The organism is Phocaeicola salanitronis DSM 18170 (assembly GCF_000190575.1).
Lineage (GTDB): Bacteria > Bacteroidota > Bacteroidia > Bacteroidales > Bacteroidaceae > Phocaeicola > Phocaeicola salanitronis.
The window spans coordinates 1,575,691-1,595,272 of sequence record NC_015164.1 but is presented as its reverse complement, the minus strand read 5'-3'; the positions used below and the strand labels follow the sequence as shown (position 1 = coordinate 1,595,272).

Genomic DNA, 19,582 nt, shown 5'->3' with positions numbered 1-19,582 from the left:
AATATTGCATACGTTTGTGCCAGGCATCGTATCGCTTGGCATTGATTCACGCAAGGCTTTGCTTCTGTTGGGCAAAGCTTTGCGTTTTTTGTTGTGTAAAAAAGAAGGGAATGGCTGCATAAAAATATCATTATATTACATGCTTGAGCTTGTTGTTTTTGTTTTTGTCAGATATTCGTCTGTATTTCTTGCTATTTTATCTGAAAACTTATACTTTTGCGGCACTAATAATAACAGTATCCATGAAATATCCAATTTTATCAGCAGAAGAAGCTGCAGCGCTTATCATCGACGGACAGACGGTCGGCATCGGAGGATTCTCGTCAGTAGGTACACCGAAAGCAGTCCCCGCTGCATTGGCACAGCATGCAGAAACATTACACAATGAAGGAAAACCGTTTAAAATAGGACTTATTACCGGAGGGGCAACAGGAAACCAGGTGGACAGTGCCCTGACCGAAGCACATGCCGTTGCTTTCCGCACTCCTTTCCAGTCGAACAAGGAAATGCGGAATGCCATCAATAGCGGCGAGGTGCAATATTTCGATCTTCACCTTTCGCAAATCGGACAAGACGTGCGCTACGGATTCTTGGGGAAAATCGATGTGGCTATCATCGAAGCTTCCGGCATTACCCCTGAAGGCGACCTCATTCTGAGCACTTCGGTAGGCATTTCGCCCACCCTGACATGTGTGGCAGACAAAATCATTATCGAATTGAACGAGGCTCATGCGGGCAAATTGACGGGAATGCACGACATCTTTGTGCTCGACAATCCGCCTTACCGCCGTGAAATCCCTATCTATAAGGTAAACGACCGTACCGGAAGCATCAGCGTGAAAGTAGACTCCAAGAAAGTGGCTGGAGTGGTGTTGACAAACGAGCGTGACCAGATAGCCGCCTTCACTCCTCTGAACGAAACCACACGCCAAATCGGACAAAACGTAGCAGACTTTTTAGTAAAGGAATATCGTCAAGGAGCGATTCCCAAAGAATTTCTTCCCTTACAATCGGGCGTAGGAAACATTGCCAATGCCGTATTGGGAGCTTTGGGCGGCGACCCGCACTTGCCTGCCTTTTCGATGTATACCGAAGTGATACAGAACTCCGTTATCGACCTGATGCTGGAAGAGCGCATCCGTTTTGTGGCAGGCAGCTCGCTTACACTCTCGGACGATAAGTTGGACTTGCTTTACGAGCACATCGGTGAAATGAAAGACCGCGTCCTGCTCCGTCCGCAAGAAATCACCAATCACCCTGAAGTCATCCGCCGGTTAGGTATCATTGCGGTCAATACAGCACTTGAAGCTGACATCTTCGGCAATGTAAACAGCACTCATGTGTCGGGAAGCAAGATGATGAACGGCATCGGAGGCTCGGGCGACTTTGCACGTAATGCCTACCTTTCTATCTTTACCACCCCTTCTACGGCGAAAGGCGGGCTTATCTCGTCCATCGTACCTCAAGTATCGCACGTAGACAGTACCGAACACGATGTACGCATCCTTGTAACCGAACAGGGAGTAGCAGACTTGAGAGGAAAATCACCGCTTCAACGGGCACGCCTCATCATCGAGAATTGCGCGCATCCCGACTATAAAGAACTGCTTTGGGATTACCTGAAACTTTCGGAAGGGCATTGTCATACCCCGATGTCGCTCCGTAACGCCTTCCAGATGCATCTGGCATTTGCCGAAACAGGTGATATGCGGAATACGAAATACGTATGATTTGTTCACCACAGAGGACGCAGGGGTTTTTAATTTACGATTGGGCAATTTACTATTTTGATATGGAATCGTACTTCGTAAATTGAGAAAAATAGATTTTCCCTGTACCCTCTGTGGTGAGTTTCTGATTTCTCCCCGGAACAGTTGTTTCCACATTTGGATTACATGATCGTTTCAGACGGCTTCCATTTATGGTTTCGATATGAAAACCGTACGGTTTCCATATTGAGAACGTACGGTTTCCAATTCAAAACCGTACGGTTTTGATATCAAGAACGTAAAAGTATGCCTGCTGAAACAAAGATACGACCTATATGCAAAAATGAATGTTCCTTACCGTCTTACTCTTGTATATGCCATCAAATGTAGAAGGTGTGTAACATGCAGGAAATGCACAAATCCATACCCAAAAGCTCTGTGGTGAATATTTCAATCAAATCTTTGCTTTCAGCGATGCCTGGCAGATGCCGTTCAATCCGCATTTGTCGCATTTCGGATTGCGTGCCGTACACACGTACCGTCCGTGCAGGATAAGCCAATGGTGTGCCTTGGGTATCAAGGCTTCAGGAATATAACGGGTAAGATGCTTTTCGGTAGCAAGCGGAGTGGTGCAGGTACCGGGCACCAGCCCGATGCGGTGGCTCACACGGAACACGTGGGTATCGACCGCCATGGCGGCTTTATGGAACACCACGCTTTGGATGACATTCGCTGTCTTCCGTCCTACTCCGGGAAGCTTCACCAGTTCTTCCAGCGTATCGGGCACCTGCCCTTCATAATCACGCACCAGCATCTGTGCCATTCCTACCAGATGCTTCGCCTTGTTGTTGGGATAGCTCACGCTCCGGATGTATTCGTAAACCACATCGGGAGTGGTGGCTGCCATAGCTTCTGCCGTAGGAAAATCACGGAACAATGCCGGAGTAATCATATTGACCCGCTTGTCGGTGCATTGTGCGCTTAAGATAACGGCTACAAGCAACTGGAAAGGGTCTTCGTAATGCAATTCGGTTTCTGCCACGGGCATCGCCTGCTCGAAATAAGCGATTACCCGGTCGTAAAGTTCTTTTTTTCTCATTTTTCTTTCGTTCCCATTTTTATATAAAAAGTGCCGTTGAGGCAAATCGCAATCTCTCCGGCTTTTAATACCATTTCTTCCGCTTAAAGTACACGCATACGCCGATGGCGATGAGCAACATCAGTCCCCAAGCATAGAGGTATCCGTATTTCCAGTCCAGTTCGGGCATGACGCGGAAGTTCATCCCCCAGATGCCGGCGAGAAAAGTCAGCGGAATAAAGATGGTAGACACCACGGTGAGCTGGCGCATGATGTTGTTCATGTGCCGGTCGTTGCTGGAAAGAATCATATCGACCAGCGCACCGAGCAGGTCACGGCATCCTTCCAATGTTTGCAGGACAAATTGCAGGTGGTCGTTTACATCGTTGAAGAAGGGGCGGCTCGCCTTATGCAGCAACCGGGTATCTTCAGGATGAAGAAGTTTGGCGATTTGTTCCTTCAGCGGGAAGATGCATTTCTTTATCAGGCGATAATTACGCCGGAACACGTGCAGGTCGCCGATTGTTGGGTCCATCACACCGGGCGTGAGCAAGCGCTCTTCCAAGTCTTCCAGCTTGTCTTCCATATCCGAAATGATGGACATGAAACTGGTCATCACACTATTCAGAATCACGCTCAGCAGAAAGTCTGACGAGCGGGTACGGATTTTCAACACGTCATTTTCTATCGCCGTATAGATTTCATCGAAAAAATCGGTATCGTTTTCCGTAAAAGTGAGCAGGTAATCTTCGCCTTGCACCAGGCAAAGCTGCTGGGGAAGATATTCGTCCTCACCTGTAGCGGAAAGCAGTTTCAGGATTACGACATTATAGTCTTCGTGTGCTTCAATCTTGGTGAGATGAAGCGAATTGAGAATATCCTGCTCGGTAAGGAACCCAATGCCGAAATGCCGGCATACCTTCTGTATTTCTTCCGTATCCTTCAGCCCATGTATCTGAATCCAGTGCATGGAGCCCGCCTTGAAATAAGGCAATATGTCTTCTATGGTGTCACCGTCATGGTTTTCCGCTCCGGCTGGTCCATACGTACACAAGTGCAGGTGCGTCGGGGTCTTGCTTCCTCCGATATAGTTCAGTTCTTCCGTCAAAAGATTGTTCTTTGCCATAATCTTGCCTATAGAAAGTGTACAAATATAGGGTTTTCTTGCTAATCCGGCAAATTATCCGTAACTTTGCGCCCGATAAAAAGATGAGGATGTTTCTTTGCCGAAACATCTTCCGTGTATTCTAGGACAACCACGTAAAAAACAGGAGCGATGAAAAAAGAAAATCTCGTATCGGTGCCTTTTATGGTTTTGGGCATCGTGTTTTGTGTATGCCTCGTAGCGGCAAATCTATTAGAAACCAAAGTCGTGCAATTGGGGCCGATAGCGGTTACTGCCGGGCTGATTGTTTTTCCCGTCTCATACATTATCAATGATTGCATAGCCGAAGTGTGGGGCTTCCGTAAGGCTCGTCTCATCATCTGGATGGGATTTCTTATGAATTTTATGACCGTTGCCTTAGGCCAGCTTGCCGTAGCATTGCCCGCTGCCCCGTTTTGGGAAGGTGAAGCGGGATTCAATTTTGTATTTGGCATGGCTCCCCGCATTGCCGCGGCAAGCTTGCTGGCTTTTCTGGCAGGCTCGTTTATCAATGCCTACGTGATGAGCCGTATGAAACTGTCTTCACAAGGAAAACATTTCTCGGCGCGTGCCATCCTCTCTACGGTATATGGCGAAAGTGCCGATTCGTTTATCTTCTTCCCCTTAGCATTCGGCGGACTGATGCCGCTTCCCGAGCTGGGCAAAATGATGCTGGTGCAAGTAGCGCTGAAGACGATGTACGAAATCATTGTACTCCCCGTTACCGTCCGTGTCGTACGTTACATCAAGCACATTGACGGAACGGACACCTACGACGAGAACATATCTTATAACATTCTTAAAATTAACGAACTATAAATCAGGGATCAGGTGACTAGGTAACTAGGTACTAGGTTTTAAATAGTCTTAGTATTTGGTATTAAAAAACTAGAACCTAGTCACCTAGTACCTAAGATAACAAAAACAATGGACAAAAACAAAGCATTAGTCGTATTCAGTGGCGGACAAGACTCCACCACTTGCTTGTTTTGGGCAAAAAAACATTTCAAGGAAGTATATGCACTGACTTTCCTTTACGGGCAGAAACATGTAAAGGAAGTGGACTTGGCACGCGAAATCGCCCGTAAGGCAGAAGTACATTTCGATGTGATGGACGTATCGTTTATCGGGCATTTGGGTAAAAACTCGCTTACCGACCTTTCCATTCCGATGGACGAAGAAAAGCCCGAAGGCAACTACCCGAACACTTTCGTACCGGGGCGCAACCTGTTTTTCTTGAGTATTGCCGCCGTATATGCACGCGAACGGGGCATCAGCCACCTGGTGACAGGTGTATCGCAAACCGACTTCAGCGGTTATCCCGATTGCCGCGACTCATTTATCAAATCGCTCAATGTCACGCTCAACCTTGCCATGGACGAGCAGTTCGTCATCCATACCCCACTGATGTGGATAGACAAGGCAGAGACCTGGGCTTTGGCAGACGAATTAGGTGCGTTCGACATCGTACGCAATGATACCCTGACATGTTATAATGGAATCCCTGGAGACGGATGCGGACATTGTCCCGCCTGCAAACTCCGCCGGGAAGGGTTGGAAAAGTACTTGGAAAATAAACAATGTGATAATAAATAATGTGCCAATGTGCTTATGTGCTAATGTGCTAATGTAATAATGAATTAGCGTATTATTTCATTGTTTATTGTCACATTGTTTATTAGCACATTGTTTATTAGCACATTATTTATTAGCACATTATTTATTAGCTCATTAGCAAATTAAAAAATCATGGAAAGAAAAGACGAATTGACTATCTTGGGAAAGACCACCGCTTACAAGCAAGATTATGCCCCCGAAGTGTTGGAGGCGTTTACTAACAAGCATCCCGAAAACGACTATTGGGTACGGTTTAATTGTCCGGAGTTTACCAGTCTATGCCCCATTACAGGGCAGCCCGACTTTGCGGAAATACGCATCAGCTATCTGCCCGATATGAAAATGGTGGAAAGTAAAAGCTTGAAACTATACCTCTTCAGCTTCCGCAATCACGGAGACTTCCATGAGGATTGTGTAAACATCATCATGAAAGACCTTATCCGCCTGATGGATCCGAAGTACATCGAGGTAACGGGCATCTTCACACCCCGTGGAGGCATCTCCATCTACCCGTATTGCAATTATGGGCGCCCCGGCACAAAGTACGAAGAACTGGCGGAATACCGGATGAGAAATCACGATATTTAGACACATTGTCCAAAGCCTCCTCAAACGAACATCTGTGATACGACTGACTTACTAAAGTATAATCATTACCTGTCAGGCAAGTTCCAGCCCCAGTTCCTCTTTCAGTTTCAGGAGGTCGGGGTTTTTCTTGCTCATCATTTGGAAGCGTTCCAGATGACTATAGGCACGCACGTGTTCGCCTTGTTCGCTTACGCGTACCTTCATTGTGATTTTACGGTTATGAAGCCGTCCGCGCAGGTGGGTCTCGATGCTTGTGCGCAAATTCTGCATGTCTTTTTGCACCATATCGTTGTCTACAACAGCCTCGAAAGTCACCCCGTCTTCCAGCAGGTGCGGACGGATGTTGCGCATGCGTGCTGCGTTTGCCGCTTCTTCCTTCGGAAGGTTTGCGGCAAATTCGTTCCAGTACACGTTCAAGTCCTTTTCATTGATGATGTAGTCTTCGTATGCCTGTTCATCGGTTGCTGGAGCCTTTACATTCGTCTGTGTTGCGTTCGTATTCGTTTGTGCGGCATGCGGGCGCTTGATAGAGATATTCATGCTTCCTGCTTTCATTACAGGAATCTTTTTGCCTGTGTCTATCTTTTGCATCGGATTCGGGTGTACCGGAGGAGCCGGAGCGGCTTGGGGCGGTTGGTAAGCCGGTTGAGGCTCGGAAGCTACAGACGTTTGTGCCGCAGGCTGGGAGACCTGGACGGGTCGGGCTTGGTTGAATAAGGGTTTGAGAGTCTGTGTAGGGCTACGCCCCTCACTTTCTGCATCGGGCTCGGTAAGTTGTGCCAGTTGGATTAGGGTCAGTTCTATTAGCAGACGTTTGTTTTTGCTCACCCGGTAGTTCAGGTCACAATCGTTGCAGAGCTTCATTGCCTTGAACAGAAACGGAGCGGTGCATTTTTGTGCTTGTGCCAGATACCTTTCACGGATAGAAGCGCCAGCTTCCAGCAAAGGGAGGGTAGACGGGTCATGGCTTACCAGCAGGTCGCGGAAATGCGAAGCTAACCCTGTGATGAAATGGTTGCCGTCGAATCCTTTCTGCAATACATCGTTGAATGTAAGAAGGCATTCGGGCACTTTGTTTTCCAGAATGAAATCCGTCAGTTTGAAATAATATTCGTAATCCAGCACATTCAGGTTTTCGATGACGCTCCGGTAAGTGATGTGTCCGTTGGTGAAGCTTGCCACCTGGTCGAAGATAGACAATGCGTCGCGCATTCCTCCGTCCGCTTTTTGGGCAATAACCGTTAGTGCCTCGGGTTCCGCGTCTATGTGCTCTTTCGAGGCTACGCTTTCCAGATGCTCCACCATGTCGTTCACGCTGATGCGGTTGAAATCGTATATCTGGCAGCGGCTCAGGATGGTGGGGAGTATCTTGTGCTTCTCGGTCGTAGCAAGGATGAAAATGGCATGCCGGGGAGGCTCTTCCAGCGTTTTGAGGAAAGCGTTGAATGCTGCTTGCGAAAGCATGTGCACCTCGTCGATGATGTACACCTTGTACTTGCCCACCTGAGGCGGGATGCGTACCTGCTCGATAAGCGAGCGGATGTCTTCCACCGAGTTGTTCGATGCCGCATCCAGTTCATGGATGTTATAAGAACGCTGCTCGTTGAAAGCGACACACGATTCGCATGCATTGCATGCTTCGCCCTCGGAAGTAGGATGAAGGCAATTGATGGTTTTGGCAAAAATACGCGCACAAGTGGTTTTTCCTACCCCTCGTGGACCGCAGAACAAATAAGCGTGAGCCAGCTTGTGGTTGGCTATGGCGTTCTTCAAGGTAGTGGTCAGTGCCCTTTGTCCCACGACCGTGTCGAAGGTGGAAGGGCGGTATTTGCGTGCCGATACGATGTAATTCTCCATACTTCCGATAATCCTTGTTTATATGATTAGTGATTCATCCGCACAAAAGTACATAAAAATATCGGTTTTCCTTGCCGGTTTGCCGTGAAATCTTTCTATCTTTGCCCCGTCATCTTAGCATAAAACCATCCGATTATGAGTAAACTTAAAGCCGTGTGGAATTACATCCGCCGCCACAAATACCTGATAACCATTTTGGCGTTTCTCTTGATTATCGGCGTGTTGGACGAAGAGAATAACCTGATACAACGGGTCAGGCACAAGCGTGAAATCTTCGAGCTGAAGCGTGAAATCAAGCATTACCGCGACCAGTACGACGAGGATAGCCGGGAGTTGAAAGAACTTTTGTCCAACCCCGAAATGTTGGAGAAGGTGGCGCGTGAGAAATACCTGATGAAGAAACCGAACGAAGACATTTACATCTTCGAAGAAGACTTGGACAAGAAAAATGAAGAATAAACATTATCCGGTAATAGCGGCTATAGGTGCCGTATTGTTATTGGCGGGAGCCGTTATCCAAATCACTCGTGCCGTATGGGCGCCTTACCTCTACTTGGCAGGGGCAATACTCTTTGCCTATACCCAGCTGGCAGACCGCTATGAAGGGGCAAACCTTATCATCCGCCGCCTTCGTCGCCAGCAAATGATAGGCGCGGCACTATTGATTCTTGCCGGGGTCATGATGCTGATATGGAACCGCAACGAATGGGTGCTCTGCCTCACCATAGCTGCCGTATTGGAGCTTTATACAGCCTTCCGCATCCCGCAGGAGCTGGAGAAAGACAAATGACTGGCATTTTTATTTCCATGTTTCTGTATCTTAAACATTTGGGCAAATATGCGTTATTATTTGAAAAGAATAAAGTATATTTGCAATGTGGAAAGAAAAATTGGGAGGATACTTGATTGATGTATCCAAGTATGTGTTGACGGGCATTGTGATTGCCTCTTTGTTCAAAGATATGGGCAATAACAAGCTATTGGTGTACGGAATCGGAATGTTAGTAGCCGGTTTTACGTTATTGTCAGGTTTATTGTTAACAAATAAAAAAGAGAAGAAGTGATGGAAGCGATAATTGTTTTATCCGCTATCGGATTACCTTGCGTAATATTCTTGTTGTGGTGTCTTACTCCATGGGGCAGGAGATGGCTCAAGGCTAACCACATGATTTGAGCATACGGTATTGATTTTATTGTTGCACACAGGCGGCACAGATTGACATTGGCTAAGCATGATTGGTCTATGTCGGTCTGTGCCGCTTGCCGTTTGGAAGCCGTCATACAGGTAGTTTCTTTTCTCGGAGAAGATAGCTGCATGTCGCAACGCAGCCTGCTTCCCCTGCCAGTCCTCCCTATAAGGACTGCAGTCCTGACAGGTCAGGATAGCAGTACTTGCTTGTCGGGACTGGCAGGACGGTTAATCTTCTTCCTTTATGCAGCCTGTAGTTTGGTTGGATAAGCTTGTATGACGGTTTCTCCACAGAGGAAAATGACCGATTCCGTTAATTATAGAGCAAATAAATTCTGCCTGTTGCATAAAATTACAGCATTATGGACAATTCTACATGGATGCGGAAAGAAAAATTCCCGATATTTGCGTCATTGATTGCATAACCTGTATTTGAAAACTATGAACAAACTGAGAAAACTGATTATCGGGCTGGTTATCGGCTTAAGCTTGCCGGCATTGGCTGCTATTCCATATAGCTACGGACAAGAACAGACGATTCGATTAGATGGTAATGCCGGAGGCAAACGCTTCGACGGCATCGGTGTGGTGAACGGAGGAGGAGCTACTTCCGTATTGTTGAAAGACTATCCGGAACCTCAGCGCAGCCAGATATTGGATATGGTGTATAAACCCAAATTCGGTGCGTCGATCAGTGCCTTGCTGGTGGAGATTCCGGGTGACGGCAATTCTACGCAAGGCTCTATGCCCAGTCACCAACATGTGCGGGGCGACTTGAATTATTCGCGCGGCTATACGTGGTGGATACTGAAAGAGGCAAAGAGACGAAACCCTCGCCTGACGCTTGACGGAACGGCTTGGAGTGCTCCGGGTTGGATTGGAAACGGGAAGTTTTGGTCGCAGGATGCAGCCGATTATTATGTAAGTTGGCTGAAAGGCTTGCGCAATGTATATGGGCTGGAACTTACGGCTATCGGTTGCCGCAACGAAAAGGGAGCAGACTATGATTTCGTAAAACGCTTGCGGCGGACATTGGATGCCAACGGTTTCACAGACCTTAGGATTCACGCCTTCGACAATTGGAATGCCGGAAAACTGAATTTTGTGAAAGACATGGCTTCCGATAAGGAATTGCGGGACGCTATCGACATTGTCAGCGGTCATGTCTTTTACCAAGGCATACCGGTTTCGGCAGAGGAAAAGGCGATGGCAGAGCAATTGGGCAAGCCGATATGGAATACCGAAGACCATGTGTATAAAAAAGGATTTGATTGCCTGATTAGTCTGGTGGAATGCTTCAACGAAAACTACATCCGCTATGGAGTTACCAAAATCGTAAACTGGTATGACATTGCCGGCATCTACCCGTTAGAGCCTTATGCGGAAGACCCTCCTACGGTATTGGCATACGAGCCTTGGAGTGGACATTTCCGGGTGCGTAAGGCATTATGGGGGTATGCGCATTACGGACAGTTCTCCGAAGTGGGATGGGAATATCTCAACGACGCATGCACAGATTTGGCTGGCGGCGGGTCATTGGTTACCTTGAAATCCCCGCAAGGAGATTATAGCGTGATTATAGAGACCAAGGATGCCAAAGAAGCGCAGACGCTGCACTTCACATTGTCAGGTCCTCTTTCGGGAGAGAATTTATGTGTGTGGCATAGCAACGAACAAGAACAATTCGTCCGTCTGAATGACATTGCAGTAAGGGATAACGAATTTACGATAACGGTAGCTCCCGATGCCGTTTATTCGCTTTCTACTACTACCGGTCAGCAAAAAGGCTCGTATTCCGCTCCGGCATCCCGGCCTTTCCCGTTTCCCTATTACGAGACATTCGAACAATACGAACATCCGGAACACTATGGCTACTTGCCTCGCTATACCGCTGATATTTGTGGTGCATTTGAAATAGCCGACCGTCCTGACGGAACGGGAAAATGCATGCGTCAAGCAGTGCCGGCGCCTACTATCTCGTGGGCACCCGATTGGAAACCTTATACCATTATAGGTGATTCCGCCTGGACAGACTATGAGGTCAGTGCTGATGTATACCTCAATCCGGGTGACACGGCAGGCATTATGGGGCGCATCAACGATGTGGGAAGCGGTTATGGCTTTATTCCCAAAGGATACTATTTGCAATTGGCAGATGATGGACAATGCCGGTTGGTGGTGGTCAGAGGCAAGGTTGATAAGAAAGCCTTGGTGGGCGATGCCGAACAACAGGCTCTCATCAAGCGGAATAAGGATACAAGCGAAGGAGGTGAGAAGCTGTTGGCTTCCGCAAAGCTGCCCGGCATATCGTCCAAGAAATGGTACAACCTGAAATTACGGTTCAAAGGAAACGAGCTGACCGGATTTGTTGATGGGAAACAGATTCTGAAAGTTGAAGATGCATTATATGCTTACGGTATGGCAGGACTACTTGCCGGACAATCAGAGGACAAAACCAGCACACCTTATTTTGATAATCTGTGCATTACTCCCATAGGCGAGAGCGTTTCTACACCAACTCCGCCTTCCGCGAATCAAATTCCAATTTATGAAAACAGTGCTTCTGATGATATTGAATAATATCCCAAACGAACAAAACATACTGCCATGAACAAACGAATCTTAACCGGAGGACTGCTGTGCCTCCTTTTGGCAACAAGTGCCTGTACACAAGAAAACGGGCAAGAGAAAGCCGGTTTCCTTCCTCCCCTGATGGGCTGGAGCTCGTGGAATACCTATCATGTAAATATCAATGAGGAACTGATAAAGAAGCAGGCAGATGCCTTGGTCTCACAAGGGCTGAAAGATGCAGGCTACTTATATATAAATGTAGACGACGGATTTTTCGGGCATCGGGACGAAACGGGAAAGATGCATGCCCATCCCGAACGGTTTCCCAACGGGATGCGCGTAGTGTCCGACTATATCCATTCCTTGGGACTAAAGGCAGGCATCTATTCGGATGCAGGCGACAACACCTGTGGTTCTATCTACGACGATGACGCCAACGGAGTGGGTGCAGGGCTGTACGGACACGAACAACAGGACATGGATTTGTACTTGAAAGAATGGAATTATGATTTCATCAAGATAGACTATTGCGGCGCACGAGAATTAGGGCTGGACGAAGAAAAGCGTTACACTACCATTTGCGAAGCTATCCGTAACACAGGCCGTACCGATGTGTCCATCAACATCTGCCGGTGGGCTTTCCCCGGCACATGGGCAAGGCAATTGGCACGCTCGTGGCGCATCAGCCCCGACATCCGTCCCAACTGGAATTCTGTAAAGCACATCATCGAGAAAAACCTCTATCTTTCGGCATACGCTGGCGAAGGGCATTACAACGACATGGATATGCTGGAAATAGGGCGGGGGCTCTCTCCTGCGGAAGAAGAAACGCACTTCGGGATGTGGTGCATCATGAGTTCGCCCCTGCTTATCGGATGCGACCTGACCACCATACCCGAAGCATCGCTCGCTCTCTTGAAAAACAAGGAACTGATAGCCTTGAACCAAGACAGGCTTGGACTTCAGGCATACGTGGCGCAACGCGATAAGGATTGCTACGTGCTGGTAAAAGACATCGGTCAAAAGCGTGGAACGGTCCGTGCCGTAGCTTTCTACAACGCATCAGACACCGCTTATACATTTTGCACTCCTTTGGAGACCTTGGAATTAGGAGGCAATGTCAATGTGCGCGACTTGATACAGAGAAAAGACCTTGCGCCCGTAACCGATACTTGCCGCTATACGGTACAACCGCACGGCGTGCTGATTTGCCGGATGGAAGCCGAACACCGGATCGAACCTTCCCGCTACGAAGCCGAATGGGCATACCTGCCTTGCTTCGATGATTTGGTAAAGAACCCGAAACAAATCCTGTATGCCGCTTCGCCGGAATGTTCGGGAGGCATGAAAGTGCATTATCTGGGGGGAAGGCAAGAAAATTACGCCGAATGGAAAGAAGTGTACAGCCGGCAAGGAGGCACGTATGAAATGACCATACACTACTGTTCGCCCATACAGCGCAAACTGGATGTCTGGGTAAACGGGGAAAAACACGAGTTGGCAGGACTGGTATCGGGGGGAGAAGACAAGGTAAGCACCGTCACACTCCCCGTCACCCTTGCGGAAGGATATAACTGCATCCGCATGGGGAATGACTTTGGCTGGGCACCCGACATCGACTGTTTTACCTTACAGAAAAAATAAGAAACAGTTTCTACGCATGCTTACCGGCTTCCCAGATACAGGAAGAACATGCCGAGAAGCACCAGTGCGAGGTCGACCGCCTTGCTCCGCAGGTTCTTTTCGCGGAACACCATGGCACCGAAGAGGAACGATACCACCACGCTTCCCCGCCGCACCATCGACACGATGGAAATCATCGAGTCATCCATTCCTAAGGCATAGAAATATACGAAGTCTGCCGCCGAAAGGAAGAGGGAAATCAGCGGGATGCACCAGTCCCAGTGGAAAGGGGTAGTGGTCTTGCGTTTCGGAAGCCACAGGAACATCAGCACCGCCCCCATCATGAAGAGCTGGTAGATGTTATACCAAGACTGCACCACCATGTTGTTGAACATTCCCATCAGGTATTTGTCGTACAGGCCGCTGATAGCTCCCAGTAAGGCGGCAAGCACCACGAACCACACCCAGCGGTTATGTTCGAAGCTGATGCCTTCTTTCTTGCCCGAGCGGCTCAGCATGAAGAACGATACCACTGCCAGCAGCACACCAATCCACTGGTACAGGTTCAGCCGCTCGCCGAAGATGAGCAATGCGCCCACCAGGGTCATTACAGGGCGTGTGGCGTTAATCGGTCCTACGATGGTAAGGGGCAGGTGCTTCATCCCGAAATAGCCGAAGGTCCACGATGAAAGTACAATTACCGATTTCAGCACAATGTATTTGTGCACTTCCCAGCCTCCCGTTTCGGGTACGAAAAATATCGTGTCCTGCAATGCCGACGGACAGAACCGGGACACAAGGATGAACGGGATGAAGATGAGGCTGGAGAACAGCGTGTTCAACGCCAGTACGGGGAGCACCGCATTCCCGTTCAACGATTTCTTTTTGAACACGTCATAAAAGCCCAGCAATGCTGCCGAGCAGAATGCTAATAATAACCACATGTCGTTTCGTTTAGTTTCTAAATCGGGTGCAAAGGTACGAAAACAATTGGTAATTGCTAACGGGGCACTTAATAATTGAATACGGAAAATGCGCAATTACGCAGAGCTTGAAATGGATGAGGCGGTGAATCTTATTCGGAGATAATGGAACTTTCAGGCTTTGTCATTAAGATGAAATAACGGCTTGCTATCTTTGAGAAAATAATTTAAACCCTTATCTCATGTCGTACGGCACAAAATTCACCAAGAGCAGAAAGAAAAACAGGTTATTTATCCGTGTATTCAGCGGTGTGTTTACCACGATAGGTCTTTTCCTGTTCGCCATTTCTATTTATATAGGTGTCGAAAGCCGGACTTTCAAGCAAAATGCAGAGCCGGCGGAAGCTGTCATTACGTCCATGCAAGGCAGAAACAGTGAATCTTTGGGTATTCCCTTTGTGGAATATACCATTAATGGCAAAACGTATGGTTCTGCGTTGAATGTGGTTACTTCCTCCATGCGTCCCGGAGGGAAAATAATTGTGTATTACCGGAAAGATAACCCTCAAGAAGTCCGCTATTTGGAAGAAAACGGATGGGTCGTTGCCGTGCTGGTGTTTATGGGGGGTGTGTTTGTTGGCATAGGTACGGCTTTTAGGGCTGTGGATAAAGCATACAGACGGAAAGTCCAGAGGTTGCTGGCAACAGGCAAGGTGGTGGACGCAGAAATAACGGATATCAGCGAAGACACGGAGAAAAGCATGAACGGGCGGCATCCCATTATCATAAGCTGCCGTTTCGTGGCTCCCGACGGGCGGATACATTTATTTCGCAGTGCTTCGTTTTGGTATGAAAGTTATGAAATCAATCCCAAGAAGAAAGTGCGTGTCTACATGGATAGGAACAATCCTTCAGACTACTATGTGGACGTGGACAGTGTTGTAGGATAAAAAGCAGGATAAAGAACAGTAACTTGGCAAAAGTTTGCATAACTGGGAAACTCTTGTTATCTTTGAATTTGAAATGATTCTAAATAACGAAAGAGATGAACGAACAGGTGTTGCATAAACTGAAGGTGCTTGCCGAGTCGGCTAAGTATGACGTGTCGTGCGCGTCGAGCGGGACGGTGCGCCGCAATACGAAGGGCGGTGTGGGCAATACCGTGGGTGGTGTGGGTATCTGCCATAGCTTTGCCGAGGACGGGAGGTGCATCTCCCTGCTGAAGATTATGCTGACCAACTATTGCATCTACGATTGTGCCTATTGCATCAACCGGGTGAGCAACGACATCCCGCGTGCCACGCTCTCGGTGACGGAGCTGGTGGAATTGACCATGGAGTTTTACCGTCGCAATTATATCGAGGGGTTGTTTCTTAGCTCAGGCGTGGTGCGCAATCCCGATTATACGATGGAGCGGTTGGTGCGGGTGGCGAAAGACCTGCGGGTGAAGCACCGTTTCAACGGCTATATCCACTTGAAGAGTATCCCCGGTGCCAGTCAGGAGCTGGTGCACGAGGCGGGGCTGTATGCCGACCGTATGAGCGTGAACCTGGAAATCCCTACCGAGCGGAATCTGAAGCTGCTGGCTCCGGAGAAAGACCATCGTAGCGTGTACTTGCCGATGAAGTACATTCAGCAGGGCGTGCTGGAAAGTGCGGAAGAGCGCAAGCTGCACCGCCATGCCCCGCGTTTCGTGCCGGCAGGGCAGAGCACGCAGATGATTGTGGGTGCCACCGACGAGACCGACAAGGACATCCTCAGCGTATCGTCGACGCTCTACCGCCAGCCCACGATGAAGCGGGTTTACTATTCGGGTTATGTGGCGGTGAACACGTACGACAAACGCCTGCCCTTGCTGAAACAGCCTCCGCTGGTGCGCGAGAACCGCTTGTATCAGGCAGACTGGCTCTTGCGGTATTACCAGTTCAGGGTAGACGAACTGGTGGACGACGCTTCGCCCCACCTGGATATGGAGATTGACCCCAAGCTGGCGTGGGCGTTGAAGCATCCCGAGCTGTTTCCGGTCGATATCCAGAGTGCCGACTACGAGATGTTGCTCCGTGTGCCGGGCATCGGGGTGAAGTCGGCAAAGATGATTGTGATGTCGCGTCGTTTCTCGCGCATCGGTTTTTACGAGTTGAAGCAGATGGGGGCGGTGATGAAGAAAGCGCGTTTTTTCATTACGTGCCGCGAGCTTCCCGACAAGACCATCCACGAGCTGGGACCGGCGGGCGTGCGCAGGCTCTTGCTTCCCAAGCCGAAGCGGAAAGAGGACGAGAGGCAATTGACGCTGGATTTCAGCCCCCTCGACTAATAGTACGAATATTAATCTATAAACCATTCCTTTCTCCTCCCCTTTGGGGGAGGTTGGAAGGGGCTTTTTTATTATGCTGAAAAAACTACTGAATGAACTGAAACGAAAAGACCACCAGCGCTATTTGGGCGGGTTGGATTTCTTCAAGTATATCGGTCCCGGACTGCTGGTGACCGTAGGATTTATCGATCCGGGAAACTGGGCTTCGAACTTTGCCGCGGGTTCTGATTTCGGATATACCCTGTTGTGGGTAGTTACCCTGTCTACGGTGATGCTGATAGTGTTGCAACACAACGTGGCACACCTCGGCATCGTGACCGGCTTGTGCCTGAGCGAGGCGGCACACCGTTATGCGCCCCGCTGGATTGCCCGCCCCATATTGGGCAGTGCGGTGCTTGCCTCTATCTCTACCTCGCTTGCCGAGATATTGGGCGGAGCGATAGCCCTGCAGATGCTGGTGGGGATGCCCATTGTATGGGGCGCGTTGCTCACTACGGTGCTGGTGGTGGTGTTGCTTTTCACCAACTCATACCGGCGCATCGAGCGTGGCATCATCGGTTTTGTGTCGGTCATCGGGCTTTCTTTCCTCTACGAGCTGTTTCTGGTGGACATCGACTGGCCTCTTGCCGCCCGTTCGTGGGTGGTGCCCAGCATCCCTCAGGGCAGCCTGCTTATCATCATGAGCGTGCTGGGTGCGGTGGTGATGCCCCATAACCTCTTCCTCCACTCGGAGGTGGTGCAGAGCCGCGAATATAATAAAGGAGATGACCGCTCCATCCGGCGGTTGCTGAAGTACGAGTTTTACGACACACTCTTCTCGATGGGCGTGGGCTGGGCTATCAACAGTGCGATGATTCTGCTGGCGGCATCCACCTTTTTTGCTCAGGGCGTGCAGGTGGAAGAGTTGCAGCAGGCAAAATCGTTGCTCGACCCTTTGCTGGGCAATCAGGCGGGTACGATTTTTGCTTTGGCATTGCTGATGGCGGGGCTTTCATCAACGGTGACAAGCGGGATGGCGGCAGGCTCTATCTTTGCCGGGATGTTCGGCGAGCCGTATCACATCAAGGATATTCATTCGCGCGTGGGTGTGCTCCTCTCATTAGGCGTGGCGTTGCTGGTCATCTTTTTCATCAACGACCCGTTTCAGGGACTGATTATTTCGCAGATGGTGCTGAGCGTGCAGCTTCCGTTCACCGTCTTCCTGCAGGTGGGGCTTACCTCGTCGCGGCGTGTGATGGGCGAGTACGCCAATTCGCGCTGGAGCACCTTCGTGCTCTACACCATCGCCGCGGTGGTTTCGGTGCTTAATCTGATGTTGTTGTTCAGTTGACAGGCGGATTTACCACAGTTTTTTTGAAACACAAATTATTTTAATTTACTATTTGACAATTTACTATCTACTATTTGAGCATTAAATCGTACTTCGTAAATCGAAAAATTGAAAATTAAAATAATCTGCGGAAATCCGCGTTAATCTGCGTTTCTAATGATTGTTGGGAACACTCCGGAGGTCTCGGAAACTTTGTGGACACGTGTCGGGAACACTCCGGAAGCCTCGGAAACCTTGCGGAAACGTGTCGGCGGCATTCCGAAGGCTTCGGCTCAGTTGCCGACGCTCATCTTCGTGCGGTAATGGTGTCCGAGCATCAGTACTGCCACGATGAAGGCAAGAAAGTCGGACACGGGCATGCTGAGCCATACGCCGTCCAATCCGTAGGCAAGGGGCAGCAGGGCAAGTCCCGGAAGAAGGAACAGCAGCTGGCGCGAGAGGGAGAGGAAGATGGAGATTTTGGCTTTCCCGATAGACTGGAAGAACTGGGTGATGACAATCTGCGCACCCACCACGGCAAAGGCGGCTACTCCGAAGCGTACCGCTACGGTGGCTTGGCGGGTCAGCTCGTCATTGGTGGTGAACATTCCTACGAACACACGCGGAAACAGTTCGCCGATGGCAAAGCCGCAGGTGGTGATGATAACGGCGGCGGTCATTCCCAGCCTTAGTGTCTGCCGCACGCGCTGGTAATGTCCTGCCCCGTAATTGTATCCGGTGATGGGCTGCATCCCCATCGTGATACCCATTACAATCATCACAAAGAGCATCTGGATGCGGTTCAGGATGCCGAATGCGCCGATGGAGAGGTCGCCTCCGTATTTCAGCAGGCTGCTGTTGATGAAGATGGTGATGCAGCAGGCGCACACGTTCATTACGAAGGGCGACATGCCGATGCTGAACACGTTGAGGATGATTTTTTTCTTCAGCCGAAGGCGCCGTTTTTGGAACCGGATGTAGCTGGACCGGCTGCAGAAGTGGTGAAGCACCCATATCATGCCGACGAACTGCGAGAGGATGGTCGCCAGTGCGGCACCCCGCATCCCCCATTCGAGCCAGAAGATGAAGAGCGGCGCGAAGACGACGTTACACCCTACGGTGAGCATCGACGAGAGCATCGCTTTCCGCGGATAGCCCGTGGCGCGCATGATGTTGTTCAGTCCGATCATCACGTACGATACGGGCGTGCCTATCAGGATGACTTGCATAAACTGGCGTGCGTAGCCGATGGTGGCTTCGGTGGCGCCGAAGAAGTACAGGATGGGGTCGAGGAAGATGAGCGAGATGCTTCCGAACACGACGGCATTGACCACGCACAGGATGGTGACATTGCCCAGGATGTCTTCGGCTCCCTGCACGTCTTTTTGCCCCAGACGGATGGATGAGAGCGTGGCGCCTCCCACGCCTACCAGTGTGCTGAAGGCTATCAGCAGGTTCATCAGCGGGAAGTTGATGGCAAGGGCGGTGATGGCAAGGGCACCCACGCCGTGGCCGATGAAAATACTGTCGATGATGTTGTACAATGAGGTCAGTGTCATGCCGATGATGGCGGGGATGGAGTATTGCCACAGCAGTTTCCCTATAGGTGCTTCTCCCAGCACGTGCGGATTGTTTGCGTTCATTTTGTGTATTCTTTCGT

18 protein-coding genes are annotated in these 19,582 nt (G+C 49.5%); 13 read left to right on the top strand and 5 right to left on the bottom strand.

Features of this window, described 5'->3' with window-relative positions; all coding sequences use genetic code 11:
- Positions 1-242: 242 nt before the first annotated feature.
- On the top strand, positions 243-1,730 hold the full coding sequence (locus tag BACSA_RS07110; RefSeq protein ID WP_013617430.1) for a succinate CoA transferase: 1,488 nt from the start codon (positions 243-245) through the stop codon (positions 1,728-1,730).
- Positions 1,731-2,163: 433 nt separating this feature from the next.
- Here BACSA_RS07110 and nth read toward each other — a convergent pair whose 3' ends face one another.
- Together nth and corA are read right to left on the bottom strand one after the other, a co-directional pair.
- Positions 2,164-2,808, bottom strand: coding sequence for an endonuclease III (gene nth / locus BACSA_RS07105; RefSeq protein ID WP_013617429.1), 645 nt, complete (start codon positions 2,806-2,808; stop codon positions 2,164-2,166).
- A gap of 64 nt (positions 2,809-2,872) precedes the next feature.
- Positions 2,873-3,913 (bottom strand): magnesium/cobalt transporter CorA, encoded by a 1,041-nt coding sequence (corA, locus tag BACSA_RS07100; RefSeq protein ID WP_013617428.1) that lies wholly within the window; start codon positions 3,911-3,913, stop codon positions 2,873-2,875.
- A 150-nt stretch (positions 3,914-4,063) separates the two neighbouring features.
- On the opposite strand from corA, the gene BACSA_RS07095 reads away from it, so the two are divergent.
- From BACSA_RS07095 to queF, 3 genes are all read left to right on the top strand, one after another.
- Complete coding sequence (locus BACSA_RS07095; RefSeq protein WP_013617427.1) at positions 4,064-4,750, top strand: queuosine precursor transporter; 687 nt, start codon at positions 4,064-4,066, stop codon at positions 4,748-4,750.
- Positions 4,751-4,858: 108 nt separating this feature from the next.
- Positions 4,859-5,527 (top strand): 7-cyano-7-deazaguanine synthase QueC, encoded by a 669-nt coding sequence (queC, locus tag BACSA_RS07090; RefSeq protein WP_013617426.1) that lies wholly within the window; start codon positions 4,859-4,861, stop codon positions 5,525-5,527.
- Between the two features lie 153 nt (positions 5,528-5,680).
- Positions 5,681-6,136 carry a preQ(1) synthase gene (gene queF / locus BACSA_RS07085; protein WP_013617425.1) on the top strand — a complete coding sequence of 152 codons (456 nt, stop codon included), beginning with the start codon at positions 5,681-5,683 and terminating at the stop codon, positions 6,134-6,136.
- Between the two features lie 72 nt (positions 6,137-6,208).
- On the opposite strand, the gene BACSA_RS07080 is transcribed toward queF, so the two are convergent.
- A complete protein-coding gene (locus tag BACSA_RS07080) occupies positions 6,209-7,993 on the bottom strand; it encodes a DNA polymerase III subunit gamma/tau (protein ID WP_013617424.1) in 1,785 nt (594 codons plus the stop codon).
- Positions 7,994-8,128: 135 nt separating this feature from the next.
- Between BACSA_RS07080 and BACSA_RS07075 the strand changes: the two genes are divergently transcribed.
- The 5 genes from BACSA_RS07075 to BACSA_RS07055 all read left to right on the top strand — a co-directional run bounded on the left by BACSA_RS07075 (position 8,129) and on the right by BACSA_RS07055 (position 13,397).
- The gene (locus BACSA_RS07075) at positions 8,129-8,452 is read left to right on the top strand and encodes an FtsB family cell division protein (protein ID WP_013617423.1); all 324 of its coding nucleotides are present in this window, start codon (positions 8,129-8,131) and stop codon (positions 8,450-8,452) included.
- Entirely contained in the window at positions 8,442-8,783 is a 342-nt protein-coding gene (locus BACSA_RS07070) for a hypothetical protein (protein WP_013617422.1), read from the top strand. Before BACSA_RS07075 ends, BACSA_RS07070 begins: the two co-directional genes overlap by 11 nt.
- Positions 8,784-8,868: 85 nt before the next feature.
- Positions 8,869-9,057 carry a DUF6722 family protein gene (locus BACSA_RS07065; RefSeq protein WP_013617421.1) on the top strand — a complete coding sequence of 63 codons (189 nt, stop codon included), beginning with the start codon at positions 8,869-8,871 and terminating at the stop codon, positions 9,055-9,057.
- A gap of 566 nt (positions 9,058-9,623) precedes the next feature.
- Positions 9,624-11,762: a family 16 glycoside hydrolase gene (locus BACSA_RS07060; RefSeq protein ID WP_013617419.1), complete on the top strand. Its 2,139-nt coding sequence runs from the start codon at positions 9,624-9,626 to the stop codon at positions 11,760-11,762.
- Between the two features lie 27 nt (positions 11,763-11,789).
- A complete protein-coding gene (locus BACSA_RS07055; RefSeq protein ID WP_013617418.1) occupies positions 11,790-13,397 on the top strand; it encodes an alpha-galactosidase in 1,608 nt (535 codons plus the stop codon).
- 20 nt (positions 13,398-13,417) lie between these two features.
- Here BACSA_RS07055 and BACSA_RS07050 read toward each other — a convergent pair whose 3' ends face one another.
- Complete coding sequence (locus BACSA_RS07050; protein WP_013617417.1) at positions 13,418-14,320, bottom strand: DMT family transporter; 903 nt, start codon at positions 14,318-14,320, stop codon at positions 13,418-13,420.
- Between the two features lie 221 nt (positions 14,321-14,541).
- Between BACSA_RS07050 and BACSA_RS07045 the strand changes: the two genes are divergently transcribed.
- The 4 genes from BACSA_RS07045 (at position 14,542) to BACSA_RS20135 (ending at position 18,246) form a co-directional block, all read left to right on the top strand.
- On the top strand, positions 14,542-15,249 hold the full coding sequence (locus tag BACSA_RS07045) for a DUF3592 domain-containing protein (protein WP_013617416.1): 708 nt from the start codon (positions 14,542-14,544) through the stop codon (positions 15,247-15,249).
- A gap of 95 nt (positions 15,250-15,344) precedes the next feature.
- Complete coding sequence (locus tag BACSA_RS07040; RefSeq protein WP_013617415.1) at positions 15,345-16,613, top strand: putative DNA modification/repair radical SAM protein; 1,269 nt, start codon at positions 15,345-15,347, stop codon at positions 16,611-16,613.
- Positions 16,614-16,686: 73 nt separating this feature from the next.
- On the top strand, positions 16,687-17,943 hold the full coding sequence (locus BACSA_RS07035; RefSeq protein ID WP_013617414.1) for an Nramp family divalent metal transporter: 1,257 nt from the start codon (positions 16,687-16,689) through the stop codon (positions 17,941-17,943).
- Positions 17,944-18,099: 156 nt separating this feature from the next.
- A complete protein-coding gene (locus BACSA_RS20135; protein WP_013617413.1) occupies positions 18,100-18,246 on the top strand; it encodes a hypothetical protein in 147 nt (48 codons plus the stop codon).
- On the opposite strand, the gene BACSA_RS07030 is transcribed toward BACSA_RS20135, so the two are convergent.
- On the bottom strand, positions 18,216-19,565 hold the full coding sequence (locus BACSA_RS07030) for an MATE family efflux transporter (RefSeq protein WP_013617412.1): 1,350 nt from the start codon (positions 19,563-19,565) through the stop codon (positions 18,216-18,218). The genes BACSA_RS20135 and BACSA_RS07030 overlap by 31 nt on opposite strands.
- Positions 19,566-19,582 lie beyond the last annotated feature (17 nt).